General features: G+C 57.8%; 13 protein-coding genes. 2 read left to right on the top strand and 11 right to left on the bottom strand.

The features are described 5' to 3' along the window. The first annotated feature begins 460 nt into the window (after positions 1–460). Complete coding sequence (locus E5W70_RS25400; protein ID WP_292663647.1) at positions 461–736, top strand: hypothetical protein; 276 nt, start codon at positions 461–463, stop codon at positions 734–736. Positions 737–765: 29 nt separating this feature from the next. Here E5W70_RS25400 and E5W70_RS33195 read toward each other — a convergent pair whose 3' ends face one another. Both E5W70_RS33195 and E5W70_RS33190 read right to left on the bottom strand, forming a co-directional pair. Further along, positions 766–1,389, bottom strand: coding sequence for a hypothetical protein (locus E5W70_RS33195; RefSeq protein ID WP_353812186.1), 624 nt, complete (start codon positions 1,387–1,389; stop codon positions 766–768). A gap of 179 nt (positions 1,390–1,568) precedes the next feature. After that, positions 1,569–2,063, bottom strand: a complete 495-nt coding sequence (locus tag E5W70_RS33190; RefSeq protein ID WP_095769983.1) for a transposase — start codon at positions 2,061–2,063, stop codon at positions 1,569–1,571. A 701-nt stretch (positions 2,064–2,764) separates the two neighbouring features. On the opposite strand from E5W70_RS33190, the gene E5W70_RS25390 reads away from it, so the two are divergent. Further along, complete coding sequence (locus tag E5W70_RS25390; protein ID WP_063170390.1) at positions 2,765–3,682, top strand: LysR family transcriptional regulator; 918 nt, start codon at positions 2,765–2,767, stop codon at positions 3,680–3,682. Between the two features lie 48 nt (positions 3,683–3,730). Here the strand turns inward: E5W70_RS25390 and E5W70_RS25385 are convergent, their stop codons facing one another. From E5W70_RS25385 to E5W70_RS25345, 9 genes are all read right to left on the bottom strand, one after another. Continuing rightward, positions 3,731–4,534 carry a TIM barrel protein gene (locus E5W70_RS25385; protein WP_127382994.1) on the bottom strand — a complete coding sequence of 268 codons (804 nt, stop codon included), beginning with the start codon at positions 4,532–4,534 and terminating at the stop codon, positions 3,731–3,733. Positions 4,535–4,698: 164 nt separating this feature from the next. Continuing rightward, complete coding sequence (locus E5W70_RS25380; protein WP_292663645.1) at positions 4,699–5,760, bottom strand: LacI family DNA-binding transcriptional regulator; 1,062 nt, start codon at positions 5,758–5,760, stop codon at positions 4,699–4,701. Between the two features lie 274 nt (positions 5,761–6,034). After that, complete coding sequence (locus tag E5W70_RS25375; protein ID WP_287278183.1) at positions 6,035–7,321, bottom strand: dicarboxylate/amino acid:cation symporter; 1,287 nt, start codon at positions 7,319–7,321, stop codon at positions 6,035–6,037. 376 nt (positions 7,322–7,697) lie between these two features. Then, positions 7,698–8,459 carry a sulfotransferase domain-containing protein gene (locus tag E5W70_RS25370; protein ID WP_127266955.1) on the bottom strand — a complete coding sequence of 254 codons (762 nt, stop codon included), beginning with the start codon at positions 8,457–8,459 and terminating at the stop codon, positions 7,698–7,700. Between the two features lie 283 nt (positions 8,460–8,742). Then, positions 8,743–9,531, bottom strand: a complete 789-nt coding sequence (locus E5W70_RS25365; RefSeq protein WP_063169398.1) for an ABC transporter permease — start codon at positions 9,529–9,531, stop codon at positions 8,743–8,745. A 3-nt stretch (positions 9,532–9,534) separates the two neighbouring features. Next, positions 9,535–10,449, bottom strand: coding sequence for a nodulation factor ABC transporter ATP-binding protein NodI (nodI, locus tag E5W70_RS25360; RefSeq protein WP_292663643.1), 915 nt, complete (start codon positions 10,447–10,449; stop codon positions 9,535–9,537). 261 nt (positions 10,450–10,710) lie between these two features. Then, positions 10,711–12,036 (bottom strand): chitooligosaccharide synthase NodC, encoded by a 1,326-nt coding sequence (nodC, locus tag E5W70_RS25355; RefSeq protein WP_063169399.1) that lies wholly within the window; start codon positions 12,034–12,036, stop codon positions 10,711–10,713. Between the two features lie 15 nt (positions 12,037–12,051). Then, positions 12,052–12,711: a chitooligosaccharide deacetylase NodB gene (nodB, locus tag E5W70_RS25350; RefSeq protein WP_063169400.1), complete on the bottom strand. Its 660-nt coding sequence runs from the start codon at positions 12,709–12,711 to the stop codon at positions 12,052–12,054. After that, entirely contained in the window at positions 12,708–13,298 is a 591-nt protein-coding gene (locus tag E5W70_RS25345; protein WP_063169401.1) for a NodA family N-acyltransferase, read from the bottom strand. Before E5W70_RS25345 ends, nodB begins: the two co-directional genes overlap by 4 nt. Positions 13,299–14,184 lie beyond the last annotated feature (886 nt).

The following is a 14,184-nucleotide window of genomic DNA, read 5'->3' as shown; positions in this document are numbered from 1 at the left end:
TTCCAGAACATTGATGAAATCGTTTGTTTCGATGAAAGGCATCCACACTTTGGATAGTTGACCACGCGTTTCAAAGGTCGTGAACTACATCTCCTCGTTGTGCTCGACGCACTCCCGACAGAGCGCAACCTCATGGGCGCGGCATGCAGGATTAACCGAGCCCAGCCGGTCATGAGTGCGGCCGGCGCTCGGCTGCTCGATTATTTGCGCGATAAGCTCGCGACCATGTCCGCGGAGGTATTCAAACTTAACGCTGCGTCCGGAGCTCTTGCCCTCCAGTTTGCGACGCTCCCCCGCCCATCCAGTGATCGTTTATTTCGTCGGATAGTTTGACCCGGCTCTACCGAATCGCCGCTTCAGGATCATTCTTTCCGATTTCGTCACGCTCGTATTTCTGCCGCGTCCTACACCGATTGGGCGCGAACAAAACTGAGCGCCTTGGAACCCGGACCCGTGCGTCGTGACCGGGAGCATCCGGGGCGAACTCATCCGCTCGGGGGCATCGCATCACCGGGCGGCGACAGGCACGGTCGACCGGCATCTCGGCATCGGCTGGGAATTCGTCCATGGTCTGCATTGGCGACGACGCTTCCTGAGGCCACGTAGCCCTTATGCCAAGCTGGGCGCCCGGGTCGAGCGCGTAATGACGACAATTGCTTCGCTGCAGGTCAAACGCTTTCCGGGCCACCTGCAAAGTCTTCACCCGGCCGTACAGCGCCCAAGACCACTGATGTGATCGACAAGAGCCTTTTTGATAAATCTGCGCTATTCTCCTGTCGCGCACGGACGACCGCGTGGCGAAGAGCAGGGTCCGAGATGAGAGCCCTGCCGCGCAGCTTCTATCGTCGCGCCTCGTTTGCGGCATCCGTGCCTACCCTCTTCGGACCTCGTGGGTTCCAACCGGCGACGAGGCGTGCATAGGCGCCCTCGGCCTGCTCCACCCAGCGGCGCTCTTCTTCCCGGTGGCTCTTTATGTTGTAGGCGTGCGCTCCCTTTTGGCCGCGCACAGCCTTGCTCCCGGCCTTGAGTTCCACATCGCGCAAGCTTCTTGGCATGCAGGGAGGGTCGAGCCCACGCGTAACTCTCGCCCTTCTCAACAGATGACAGATCACGACAGAGAGTTTGCGTGCGGTTGCCACGGCCGCGACATGCTGTCCGCGCCGGGCTCGCACGCCGCAGGGAGAAGGCTCGCAACGGTCCGGGAGCACGAGCGGCCGCCCAGGCCGCCTCGACGAGCATGCCGCGCGCATGACCACGGCCCTGCTTGGTGATCCGCCCATGGTAGGCCGGACCTGGCCGGACTGCTGGACGCTTGGGTTCAACCCGAGATAGGTCACGAGCTTCTGCGGATCGTCGAAGCGCGACACGTCGCCGATCGCCGCCCTTCATCGCCAGCGCGACGGTGATGTCGACGCCGGGAATGGTCATCAGCCGCTTCACGCCTTCATCCTCGAGAGCCGAGCGGACAAGATCGCGTTCGATGACCTGGAGGTCTTCGCCCAATCGGTCGAACTCGCGCAGATGCCCATCGATCGCGAGGCGCTCGTCCTGCGGTACGACCTGCTCGATTAACCAGGTCCGACCCTTGGCGCCGCACAGGTCAGCATGCGGGCAGGACGGATCAGGTGGCTATGAAGGATCGACTGGATGACGCTCTTCAATCGAGATCTCTGTCGGACAATCTGATTGCGCCGTGTCACCTGTCGACGCAGAGCCTGCGTCGGCTCGTCCGCAATCCAGACTTCTGGCAAGAAGCCGCTGGCATAGAGCTGCGCAAGAACGTCGGCGTCGATCGTCGTTTTGATCTTGGCATAGGCAACGATAAACACCTGTTTCGGCTTGGCGATCCCCACCTTCTTCACATGCGGCGCAACCACAGCTGCAGCGGACGTCGCGTTGCCGGTGGCCTCGATCACCCCGACATCGTTCGGCGACAGCTTCGCGGCGAACGCCGCCAGCAGATCGCGCCGCATGTCGACGCGGCCGAGTCGCCTGAGCCTGCCCTCCTCCCATGCCACTGCTTCGGCGAAGGCGCGGTGAATATCCAGTCCGATGATAAGCATGCCCGTTCCTCCTTCTTGGCTCGGTCAAAGACGGGAGCTGGCGGGCAACACGACATCTACTGATCCGCGCTCGCAGCGCATCCGGGAAAGTCGCGAGGGGCGGCCATGTAACGAGCTCGGGCTCTCAGCCCACGGTCTATTGACGGCCTGCCTGCACCTTTGTGCTCCCGGTGCCCCACGTCCCGGATGGGCTCACCATAAGGGCGTTCCAAAACAAGAACAGCAGGACGAGAAGGCACCACAGATCACATACCGGATAGCGGCAAGGCCAAGCGCTTCGTTCAGATAGGCTTGCGCCAATGGGCTTAGGCCGAGCCTACAACAGCTCTCAAAAACGCTGCCGGACTGCTGCATTGGCTCGCCGATACAATTGGCACAGGCCTCACGGCAGCTTAGGATCAAACCGCCCATCAGTCGCCTCGGACTGGAAAGGTGCACCCTATTAGGTTCCACGCCTAGCTAGGTCGGGGCCGCCGAAGACGCTGGTTGATAGACCGGCGCCATCGGCCCGGCGTTTCAAACTGCCAATCTCTGACCTGCACAGTACGAACGATTGCTCGCTTCGGCAGATCACGCGGCTCATATGTCGGACCTTAACGTCATCCATCATAAACTTTTTGCGACAAAAGATTGCAAGAATGCTAAATTGTTAAAGTCGTTTGTTTCGGTTAAAGGCATCCATCCCATGGATGGCTGATGACATGCGTTTCAAAGGACTTGATCTAAATCTCCTCGTTGTGCTCGACGCACTCCTGACGGAGCGTAATCTCTCGGCGGCGGCACGCAGGATTAACCTGAGTCAGCCCGCCATGAGTGCGGCCGTCGCCCGACTGCGCGATTATTTCCGCGATGAACTGTTTACGATAAGAGGTCGCGAAAGATTTCTAACCCCGCGTGCGGCAGCATTTGCCCCCGCAGTTCGCGACGCTCTCCAGCACATCCAGTGCTCGATTATTTCTTCGGATCCGTTTGACCCAGCTCGAGCCGATCGCCTCTTCAGGATCATTCTTTCCGATTTCGTCACGCTCGTGTTTTTCGAAAAGCTTGTGGAGCGTATTTCACGGGAAGCCCCCGCCGTCAGCTTCGAACTGCTGCCTGTCGACGATAGCCCCGATGAGCTTCTCCGGCGCGGTGACGTCGATTTTCTAATTCTACCGGATATGTTCACGTCGAGTGTGCATTCAAGCGTTGCGCTGTTTGACGAGAAGCTCGTGTGCGTAGGCTGTCCCACAAACAAGCAGCTGCCACAGCAGCTTACATTCGAGAGATACATGTCGATGAGGCACGTCGCGGTCAGGTTCGGGCGTACGATGAAGCCGTCTATCGAGGAATGGTTTTTGCTTGAGCATGGCCTTAAGAGACGTGTCGAGGTCGCCGTGCAGGGCTTCAGCATGATTCCACCTATGGTGTCCGGCACAGCTCGTATAGCGACCATGCCCTTACGGCTGGTCAGGCATTTCGAAAAAACGTTCCCCCTGCGGGTTATCGAACTTCCGCTGCCATTTCCCACATTCACCGAGACCCTCCAATGGCCGGCCCTCCACAATAGCGATCCGGCAAGCATCTGGATGCGGGAGATAATGATACAGGAGGCATCTCGGATGGCTGCCCCGCTGTGAACCCACGGAAAATTCAGGCGCACCTATAGTCACTACTCCTGTCACCATCTACTTTGACGACAATAGCCCTCGCCGGATAAAGTCGATGCTGGCGGCAAGTGCGCCTGCGAGATCGTCCAGAGAATGGACTTCCTCGACCAGCTCGAATGAGAAAGGTCCCGCGTAGCCGCCATCCAGCAGCGCCTGAATCTGGCTGCCATTGTCGGAACCTGCAAGAAAGCGATCGGGGTAAATCCAGAAGGTCGGGTCGTTTACGCTTGAAATGTGCACCAGGCCGGTAAGCTCGCAGAACAGGCATGTCTCCCCGGCCAGGGTGTGGTGGAACGTGTCGTGCACGAGGCGAAAGACGGACTGGCCATCAACCGCGGCAACGGCCTCGGCCGCTTCCTTCTTTGATCGAAGCGAGCAGGTTCGGAAACCCAGCGGCTCGATGAGACCGATCAGACCCCGCGACTGGAGGATTGGCTTGATCTCGTTTAGAGCGAAACGAAGATTGTCCTGGCGCTCGCTATTGGTGGGCCACGAGCTGCGGTTGGCCGGCACCAACACGAGCGTCTCCGCCCCGCACGCCGTCGCATAATCGGCGAGGTTGCTTGCCTCGGCCTGACGCGTTGGAGTCCAGTCGTTGAACCGCTGCAAGGCGTTGACAGAGATGATCGTGACGCCCGCTTCGGTAGCGGCCAACCGAACGTCCGCAGCCGGAATGCCGCGTGCGACAGGATTGCTGAAATGAGGGTAACGGATCTGGACGTCGGTCAGGCCTTGGTCACGGGCAAGCGCGAAAAGCGCACTGACGTCAAGGCGGGGCGCCGCCATGTGATTGAGTGCAAAGCGGGGCGATACCTGGCGCATTGCTTGACTTTCCTTCCATGAAGCGCGGCTGCCATTTCGGCATCCGGCTTCTTTCAAGACGGAACCACGCCGGTTCACAGATCGGACAGAGACGGCCGAGTCAATCGAGCTTTCCTTTCATCGATGAAAGGAAAATGGGCGCTCATGATAGAAATCCATCAAGGTCAAATATTTTCCGGAAGATAAATGTCGAACGGCAGAAATGTCTGCCCCGGGCTCTCCGCGACGCCGGCTTTGATGGCCCGCTCCATTGCCATTATCAGCTCCTGGCAAAGTCGGCGCATTGGCGTGCCGACCGCCATCGTCAAGATGTCATCCGCCAGCGCCCCACGTGACTGCGGCGTCATTTCACTCACGATCGCGACGAGATCCTGACCGCTCCCCTCTTCTCGGAGCGCGGAAATTGCTCCCTCTATCCCCCCGCCGGCCATATAGAAGCCGACGAGCTCTGGTTCCCGCTGCATAAGATCCAGCAATTTTTCGTAAGTGAGCTGCCGTTCATCAAGGTTCACGAGCGGATCAAGCACCTCGAATTTGGGCTCGTTCTCACGAAAATAGGCACGAAAGGCCGTTTCCCGCGTCGCATGCGCCTGGAAGCGATGGCTTCCGACAAACACCGCCACCTTGCCGGGCCGTTTTGCGGCCTTGGAAAACACCCAAGCGGCAGTCCGTCCGACCTTGCTGTTGTTGAGGCCGATGTAGCCCTCGCGCACGCCATCGGCGAAGTCGGATAGCAGCGAAAATACCGGGATACCTTTCGCCTTGAGCTCCTCGACTGATGCTGTGATTTTCGGGTGATCGGCCGCCACCATGGCGATCGCCTGGCAGCGGCTTCCAAGGTCCTTAAGAAGCGGGAGCAGGTCACGCGGCAAATGTGACTGCGCGAACTCGATGATCGGAAGGCCGTGGAAGGATTTAGCCATACTGACCGACTCTTCAATATTGCGAGCGAAATCTTGGTAAAAATCGTGGGCAGGTTTTCTCAAGATGAAGCCCAGCTTGTAGTGCGGCAGGTGCTGCTGCAAGCGCTGTTTGATGAGACCGGCAGCATGATAGCCGATCGCGTGCGCGGCCGCATGGACCCGCTGGGCGGTCTCCTCTCGCACCGGAAGGCGGACGTTCAGAACCCGATCGACTGTTGCTACGCTGACTCCGGCTTCGCGGGCGAGATCGGCAATTGTTACGCGCTTTCCCCTAGCGATTCTGATCGGCCGGTCCTCCGTCATCCGGTGCGATCCCGCGACGGCTTGGGGCGGCAAGCTGAAATAGTTACCACACCCCACGGTTGATAACGCATTCGACGAACAGCGCTCCATGCGGACCCAGATGAGTTTCCGTGAACCGTTCGTTTGCTTAGGGGCTTCATGGTGTTGTATTACTCTCTGCGTTAGTACTCTATTTCCAGCGCTCTTTGGAGGCCGGCAATTCGACTGTTGTGGCAAGGCCGTGACTTACACGTCGCGCTGTTGCTTGCTTGCGGGGAGCCCGTTTGATGTAACCCTAACCGCGGAAAGCGGCTTCCATCCGGGACTGGTCCAATTCGCCTTCCCAGCGAGCGACAACGAGCGATGCCACCGCATTACCGACTAAATTCGTCAGCGCGCGGCATTCCGACATGAAGCGGTCCACGCCAAGAATTAGAGCCATTCCGGCAACGGGAACACTCGGCACGACAGACAGAGTAGCGGCCAATGTGATGAAGCCGGCGCCGGTGACGCCTGCCGCACCCTTCGAGGAAAGCATCGCAATTAGCAGCAGGAGGATCTGGTCGGCAATTGACAAATCTGTGTTCGTCGCCTGCGCGATGAAGAGGGCGGCGATCGTCATGTAGATATTGGTGCCGTCCAGATTGAATGAGTATCCAGTAGGGATGACGAGACTTACGACCGAACGCGCGGCGCCGGCCTTCTCCATCTTCTCCATGAGCGAGGGCAGCGCGGCCTCCGAGGAGGACGTTGCCAGGACAAGCAGCAACTCGTCCTTGATGTAGCGGACAAGAGAAAAGATCGAGAAGCCGTTGCAGCGGCAGACCACGCCGAGAACCCCGAACACGAAGAGGAAGGCGGTCAGATAGAACGTCGCGACCAGTATCGCGAGGTTGGCCACCGAACCGATTCCGTATTTGCCGATCGTAAAGGCCATAGCGCCGAAGGCGCCGATGGGTGCAGCCTTCATCAGAATGCCGACGAGCTTAAAAATGGGGGCGGTGAGCGCCTGGAGAAAGGTAACGACCGGCCTGCTCGTTTCTCCGGTCATCGCCAGAGCAATGCCGAACAAGACCGAGAAGAACAAGACTTGCAGGATGTCGCCTTCCGCGAAGGCACTGGCAATCGTTGACGGGATGATGTTCATCAGGAAGCTGGTCACGGACTGCTCGTGAGCCGTGGCCACATAGCCCTTAACGGCTTCGACATCGAGCGAGGCCGGATCGATGTTGAGGCCGGCGCCAGGCTGAACGATATTCGCGACAATCAGCCCGACAAGGAGTGCTAGCGTCGAGAAGGTAAGGAAATAAACCATCGCCTTGGCGGCAACTCGGCCGACCTTCTGCAGATCGCTCATGCCGGCAATGCCGGTCGCAATTGTCAGGAAGATGACAGGTGCGATAATCATCTTGATGACTTTGATGAAGGCATCGCCGAGCGGCTTCAGGCTTTGGCCGGTTTCCGGATAGAGGTAGCCAATTGCGGCTCCAAGGACCATGGCGGCAAGTACCTGCACGTAGGTCCGGGCAAAATGGCGCTTGCGGGGCGCTGCGATCGCGCGGGGGACTCTTGGAACCAACATCGTTTCTCTCTCCCTGACCGGATCGGGGTGGGGGCTCCTCCTTCTCCCATGCTGCGCTCCGGTCGAGCGCTGCTGTCATCTCGGAGCAAGCGCCGTGCCAACTGGACGCCTGTCCCGTCCAGCGAGATTGGTGCAGTTGCGCACTGGAACCCTCCACCTTGCCGGAATTTGCACTCAAGGCTCGCCAAAGATCGCGTCTGAGGAAGTGCTTCGTCAGAGAGGGAATTGACCAGGTCGCCTTGCGCCCGTGCCCTTTGATGTTCGCCGCAGATCGACTGCCGGTTGCCTTGGTGACTTTGGTTTGTCAGTTTTGGAACGGAATGCGCGCAAACTGCAGGATATCCTACACGCCCATCAGAGCACGCGGTACAAGCGATTAAGCGTAGGAGCGCATTGAATCCCCGAGGTCAAAAAATCTTGAATAAGGTCCGCGTGCGAAGTGAATCCGCAACTCGTCAAAGTTCTCCACCGTTTGATCAAGCGGTCGCGTTTCCTGGCGCTGCAGGATGGCGTTATCTGATGGCTCAAGCGCTGGAACGCCCAGGAAATCCCAAACCGCTCCCAGGCATTGGGCAGGTTCGTGAAGTAGGCTCTCGTATTCCATTACAAGCAGGTTGGTCGACGTGAAGGAGTCCATAACGCGAGCGTGAAAATCGTCGGCGGCTTTGAAATAAGCCTCACAGTCGGCGATTGACAACCTGACGCTCGGTGGCCGAGCGGTATCGTTGTCCCAGCTGAACTTCAGCCAGTGACCGCTTTCCCTGGCCTGCACAAAGGATCGGAGCGATTCCAATACGTTTCGGCGAACAACAAGGATGACCTTGAGTGCTGGCCAACGAGCCAGTTCCGCAAAGAATGCGGGACGCTCGCGAAACTGAGGTTCATTGATCTTGCATCCAAGATGCGTCACATTCTTGTAGTCGCGCATAGGGCAGCGCACATAGGCAAGCTCAAGAAGCTCGCGATCCGTGCCTAGCAGGCGATCAGTGCTGGGCCAATTGGGATCATATTCGTTTAGCAACTCACCGTTACTCAAAACGGTCGGATGCTCGTTTAGCAATTCTTCTAAATAGTGTGTTCCGGTCCTTGGCATAGCAAGGATCACAAAAGGCTCAGGAGTTGCTTCGTTGTGGGTCATTGCATGTGTATCCAACTAAATAATGGCCGCGACGGTCTGTGGACGCGCACAAGAAGCTTGGCTGCTATCGATTGAACGCTCCGGGTGGGTCCGCGCCTCACCATCCAGCCTGTTCTTCGAGGTGTGGTCGCGAAGCTGGGCGGGTGCCTGCAGCGGCTGGGTGGCGCCCGGCTTCGGCGTTGTACCACTCGCGATTCCTAGCATACGCATGCCTCCGGGCCGCTGTGGGCAGTTTGCATCCGGCATTGCGGACCTCCTTCTGGTTAATGGGTGTAAGCAAGCGTCAACGCATTAGTCGTCGATGAAACAGTCCAGCCGATAGAAAAAAAGGCAATACAGCGAACATGCAAAGTGCGCCTATATGCAGCCCTACATTGTCGCCCAGGCGGCCGAGCATCACCGGACGGATTAGCTCGATAGAATTCGCCAGGGGCGAGAAGGCCGCAATCTGCTGAAACACTCCTGGCAATTGGCCGACTGGAAAAACCGCGCCCGAAAGGAACAGCATGGGTGTGATGACAAGCGTCTGATAGAAAATAAAATAGTGATAACTGGGCGCGAGCGCGATGACGAGCATGGCCAGGCTCGCAAAGGCGAATCCGGTGAGAGCGACGACCGGTAGCACGTAGAGAACCGACGTCCACGCGGCATAACCTAGCGCGGCCGCAACAATCGCAATTGTCGTACCGGCCAGAAAAGCCTTTGTGGCTGCCCAGGTCAATTCACCGAGAACGATGTCGCCGAGGGTAAGTTGTGTGTGCAGGATTGCTTCCCAAGTGCCCTGATCGCGCATTCGACCGAAAACCGCGTAAATTGTTTCGAAGGTTGATGCTGTCATCGCGCTCGTCGCAACCATGCCGGCTGCCAGAAAGGCGATGTAGGATGCACCTTCGATGCGGCCTACCAACAGTCCAAGGCCAGTGCCGAGCCCGAAAAGGTAAATCATCGGATCAGCAAGGGTGCCGAGCATTGAAGCAAATGCCACCTTCTTCCATGCCAGATGATTGCGGCGCCACACCGCCATCCAGTTCCAGGCGTTGGCGGGTAGAGCGGCCGCAAAACGTTCACCCATTGCTCACTTCTCCATCTCACGTCCGGTTAACCGCAAGAAAACGTCCTCCAGACTGGGTGGACGCTCTAGAATACGCAGACCCGCTCGACCGCGAAGCTGGATGCGCACATCCTCCGGCTCAGGCGCATAGCAAAAGAGCGTCTCGCCGCTTACCTCGACACGCTGAACGTACGGTCTGATCAGCGAAATCAGCTCCTGTGGATTACCGCCGAAGATCTCGATCACGTTGCACCCAATGTACTCGTCGATCAGCGCATGAGGACTGCCCTCGGCGATCTTGCGTCCCCGCTCGAGAACACACAGCCGATCACAAAGCCGCTCAGCCTCTTCCATGAAATGGCTGGTCAAAATGATCGTTTTTCCGCTCGCCAGCAGGAAACGAAGTCGCTCCCAGATCAGATGGCGGGCATGCGGGTCGAGGCCGGTCGTGGGCTCATCCATCACAAGCAACTGGGGGTCGTTGATCAGAGCACGTGCCAGCGTCAGGCGCCGCTTCATCCCGCCGGATAGCAGGCCGACACGTGAATCCGCCTTGCTCTCAAGGCGAGCGAACTCGAGCAGCCGTGGGATGACGGCGTTGATCTCTCTTGTACTCATGCCGAAGTAGCGCCCGAACACCAACAGGTTCTCACGTACCGTAAATTCCAGGTCGAGATTGTCGAACTGCGGGACCACGCCTATGCCCTTGCGGGCCAAGCGGCTGCGTGCCGGCACTGGTAGACCGAGGACTGTTATATCACCCGCGTCAGGCCGGGTCATACCGAGGAGCATACGCGCAATCGTGCTCTTGCCTGCGCCGTTAGGCCCCAGCAGACCGAAGCACTCTCCCGATGCAACGGTGAAGGACAGCCCGTCCACAACGAGCTTGTTTCCGAATAATTTGGTTACGCCGGTAAGGTCGATTGCTACATTGGACATGCGTCTATCTCAAGCGGAATGAGTCCGATTGGCCACCGGCAGCTTACTTGCGAATTCTGGTTCAGAGCAGGCCACCGCCTTGAGATGGCACCTTTGGAAAGTCGCGGCCGGAGCGACGTGTGTATCGCTTCCGCCAAAGAATAACGTCAAGATGCCACGTGTCGCTTCCACATAGTCCCCGTTCTGACCATAGGTAACTCGACAAGCTTCACCCCGTGTCGACTGACACAACTTACTCGGTCACTCGGCGCTGCAAGGCCGTCAGACTTCACTAGCTGTGAGCGAAAGATCTGCAGTATGAAGTGACTCCGCAATTCCAGAATTGCCCGCAGCATTTGCTCCGCCAAGCGGCATCGCGCTTGTGATTTCCTTTGTGCTGCTGTTGGGCAGGGGAACACTTTTACGTGACAGCCAATCGCTATTGCTCAATGTACACAGGGCGTAAGCCTTCAAGGGGATCAACAGGAATATCCTGATTAACGCGTGCATTGAATAGCCGATGAATCGAAGCTGCCGAGTGCGGAAAGATAACACCGTAGATCTGATTATGGTCATCGTGACAATAGCCAGCACCGTCCACCAATTTACTGTATGTGAAAATAGTAACTCACCGAGCGCCGTTACTACCGCGATGCCGAGCAACAATGGGCCGAGATTCTCTCCCATCACATCCAAAGTTAGATAGCGATCCAGGCCACGCAGTAGACCTCGCGCAAGCATCGTGTCCCGGAAAGTGCTTCGTGCCCAGCGGAGTTGTTGGCGCAAATAAGGTCCCATCTTGTCCGGAACGACTGTCGCCGCGACGGCACCTGGAACGTACTCGGTTCGAAAGCCTGCTTTCAGCATGAGGATCGTAAGATGACGGTCTTCACCGAAGTCGCTTGGTTTCCCCCTGAACAGCTGCGTCTCGTATTGATCCAGCAGAGAAAGGAGACAAGACCGGCGGTACATTGCACATGGGCCGCAGCAGCACATGACCGCACCAAAGCGACCTTGCGCCGCGCGCTCCTCATTGCAAGCCAGCCAGTATTCCATATCGATCAATCGGGTCAACCAAGTGTCGCTGCGGTTGTATGCCGTCAGCTGGCCCATGGCCGCTCCGACCATGGAATCCCGCATTTTTACTGCAAGCTTCGTGATGACGTCGGACGCAAGTGTCGTGTCAGAGTCGACGCTGAGCACGAAATCTCCAGATGAGCGGCGGATGGCGGCGATCTGCGCCTTGCGTTTGCCAACATTTTCGCGGAGCAGAATGAAATTGAATCTCGGGTCGCCCTCGTAGGCGTGATGTACCGGGATGACGGCATTACGATTTCCAGAACCGTCGTCAACCAGATAGACCTGAAATGTTCCGGAGTAATCTTGATTTGCAATGGAAGCTAAACACGCCGCGAGTGTGCGCGGGTCCTCATTGTAGCAGGGGATAATGACATCCACGCTCGGCCAACGGTCGGATCCGAACAAGCTTTCCGACGGCGGCGTAACATTTTCCGGTTGGGAGTAGACCGCTTGCATGCCTCTGTAAACAGTCGAGAGCACCGCATAAGACGAAACGGCAACAGTACTGGCTGTGGTGAGAAGGTCCATAGGATCTCTGTTTGTTCAGGGATGTTGAGGAAGTGATCGGATTACAAATCCGCGGCCGTGCAATTCTGGAATTAGGCGTGACAACGCTGTCACCGTCTGGTCGCGCAGACTGGCTTGATTGCCTGGTTGCAATTCGTCGGGAGCGCACCCGTCGTGCAACAGCACGATTGCGCCCGGCCGGATATCGGCGAGCACTCTGTCGACGATGGCGTCAACGCCGGGGCGAGACCAGTCGCGTGGATCAATGGACCAATGGACGGGCGCCAATGCCTCACCCGCTAATGCAGCGATTACTTCTTCGGTCCAGATGCCATACGGTGCACGAAAGTACCGAACCATGGCCTGCGGGCAAGCCATCCCTATGACTCTGTTTGCCTCAACTATCTGGCAGTCGACTTCGACGGACCCGCATTTAGCTAGGTCCGGATGAGTCATCGTGTGGTTGGCTATACCGTGGCCGTCTGTAATAATTCGGCGAACGAGTTCCGGCTCGTCGGCCGCGTAGGCCCCAACAACGAAGAAGGTCGCCGGCACCTGATGTTGCGCCAGCACATTGAGTATCTGCGGTGTGAAAAATGAATTGGGACCGTCGTCAAACGTCAGATAGACGCTGCGCTCTGCAATGCGATCGGCATTGTCACTCTGCCCTTCGCATATGTAGTCCAGAGGCTTCATAGTTCCGGACCGTTCCGGTCGATCAGGGTACCAGACGGCCACTCGTCCATCGAGCGTCCGATCGGCGAAACCAACACGAGTACGTCTTCCAGGCGCGTGGGCGGCAGGTCGGGATGCACATCTGGACGGGTCGACCGTACGCGAACGCCCGACACAATGTTCGCGAGGCCGGCTCTGCAGAATCTTTCGACATGGTTTCGCAGCGCGTGCCGAACCGTGCCGAAAGCGAATGGAACACCCAACTGATGGAGCACTGGGTACGCCACGCGCATCGAAAAACCGATTCCGAGCCCTTCAAGATCCGGACGAACCGCGTACAGGCCCAATTCAGCGACGATCAAGTCGACCTCGCCAACTTTGATGAAGCGCCGCAGCATGCCGATGTGAGCCGCTACCCCATGCGCGTCGTAGCCGATTGCGCGGAATTCCGGCCTCGCGCCGGCCCAACTGCGGCCGCCTTCGAATGGCTCCGCGTTGAAGGCGCCAGTCCGTCCATAGGTCTTTCGAAAAAAGTCGGAGAGTTCGACATGGTCGGCCAGTTGCAGCTCATTTTCCCAGCACAACTTCCACTCGACATTCGGACGCATGGAAGACCTCACCTTGTAGCTGTCTGGTTGAGATAAATGTCCAAGCATTGATTAAATAATTGGCGTCGCGCCAACGGGGCGTAACTTGTGGAGACCGCCGAAAGACCAAGCCGCAATGCAGATGCGACTGACTTTGTACGCCCCGCACACCAGATGATGCTCCTCAGATCCAACGCAACCATCGGAACTACCTATCTTTCCAACTTGAAGCGCTTCTATGGGACCTGCAGCAAAAACGGTAAAATCCTTTGTTTAGATGAAAGGTATCCACGCTTTGGATAACTGGGCGAATGCGTTCCATATGGCTGGTCAATTATCGTCGTCACGCTCGAGGCACTTCTGACGAAGCGCAAAGCTCACGCCCGCGGCACGCGCGGCCGTTGCCGGGCCGCGCGATTATCTCCGTAAGAGCCGAGTGGAGCTCAGACACGACGATTGATCAGAATCTGATTCGCGGGTTCAGTATCTCTTTCGTGTATCCAGCTCTGGGCTGTCCTTTGGCGGGAGTTAGGTTCGCCCAGGTTCTGAGCCTGGGGCGTTGGCCCGTTCGCCGCGCAGGCTCCTTCGCACATCGTCGAGGCCGAGAAAGAGGGGCCACACAGCTCCCCCTGTACTTTCCACCACCCGACACCAGCGCTCACCCAGGGCGCCGGCCTTGCTCACCTCAACGGATAGCGCACTCGCGCCGCTTCACGATTAAAAGAATTCTACAAGCAAGATGCCTGTTTGATCGAGAGACGTCCGCTGCCAATTCCCGCATCGCAGAGGCAGCCAATAGCGCTCGCTTTACATAGTGGTCCGGCAAGCAGCTAGATACGACAGGTGACCTCAAATGAGGCGTCTTGCATGGCTTCTACACCTGCCTGAATGCCAGAACTGCGTTCGT

This window comes from Mesorhizobium sp. (genome assembly GCF_005063415.1).
In the GTDB taxonomy this organism is placed as follows: domain Bacteria; phylum Pseudomonadota; class Alphaproteobacteria; order Rhizobiales; family Rhizobiaceae; genus Mesorhizobium.
Note: the sequence above shows the minus strand (reverse complement) of the source record. Positions and strands in the feature narration are given on the sequence as shown.

What these genes read in the sequence shown, in the direction of transcription:
- E5W70_RS33195 (WP_353812186.1), bottom strand. Translation starts at nt 1,389, where the DNA reads ATGAAGGGCGGCGATCGGCGACGTGTCGCGCTTCGACGATCCGCAGAA.
- E5W70_RS33190 (WP_095769983.1), bottom strand. Translation starts at nt 2,063, where the DNA reads ATGCTTATCATCGGACTGGATATTCACCGCGCCTTCGCCGAAGCAGTG.
- E5W70_RS25390 (WP_063170390.1), top strand. Translation starts at nt 2,765, where the DNA reads ATGCGTTTCAAAGGACTTGATCTAAATCTCCTCGTTGTGCTCGACGCA.
- E5W70_RS25385 (WP_127382994.1), bottom strand. Translation starts at nt 4,534, where the DNA reads ATGCGCCAGGTATCGCCCCGCTTTGCACTCAATCACATGGCGGCGCCC.
- E5W70_RS25380 (WP_292663645.1), bottom strand. Translation starts at nt 5,760, where the DNA reads ATGACGGAGGACCGGCCGATCAGAATCGCTAGGGGAAAGCGCGTAACA.
- E5W70_RS25375 (WP_287278183.1), bottom strand. Translation starts at nt 7,321, where the DNA reads ATGTTGGTTCCAAGAGTCCCCCGCGCGATCGCAGCGCCCCGCAAGCGC.
- E5W70_RS25370 (WP_127266955.1), bottom strand. Translation starts at nt 8,459, where the DNA reads ATGACCCACAACGAAGCAACTCCTGAGCCTTTTGTGATCCTTGCTATG.
- E5W70_RS25365 (WP_063169398.1), bottom strand. Translation starts at nt 9,531, where the DNA reads ATGGGTGAACGTTTTGCGGCCGCTCTACCCGCCAACGCCTGGAACTGG.
- nodI (WP_292663643.1), bottom strand. Translation starts at nt 10,449, where the DNA reads ATGTCCAATGTAGCAATCGACCTTACCGGCGTAACCAAATTATTCGGA.
- nodC (WP_063169399.1), bottom strand. Translation starts at nt 12,036, where the DNA reads ATGGACCTTCTCACCACAGCCAGTACTGTTGCCGTTTCGTCTTATGCG.
- nodB (WP_063169400.1), bottom strand. Translation starts at nt 12,711, where the DNA reads ATGAAGCCTCTGGACTACATATGCGAAGGGCAGAGTGACAATGCCGAT.
- E5W70_RS25345 (WP_063169401.1), bottom strand. Translation starts at nt 13,298, where the DNA reads ATGCGTCCGAATGTCGAGTGGAAGTTGTGCTGGGAAAATGAGCTGCAA.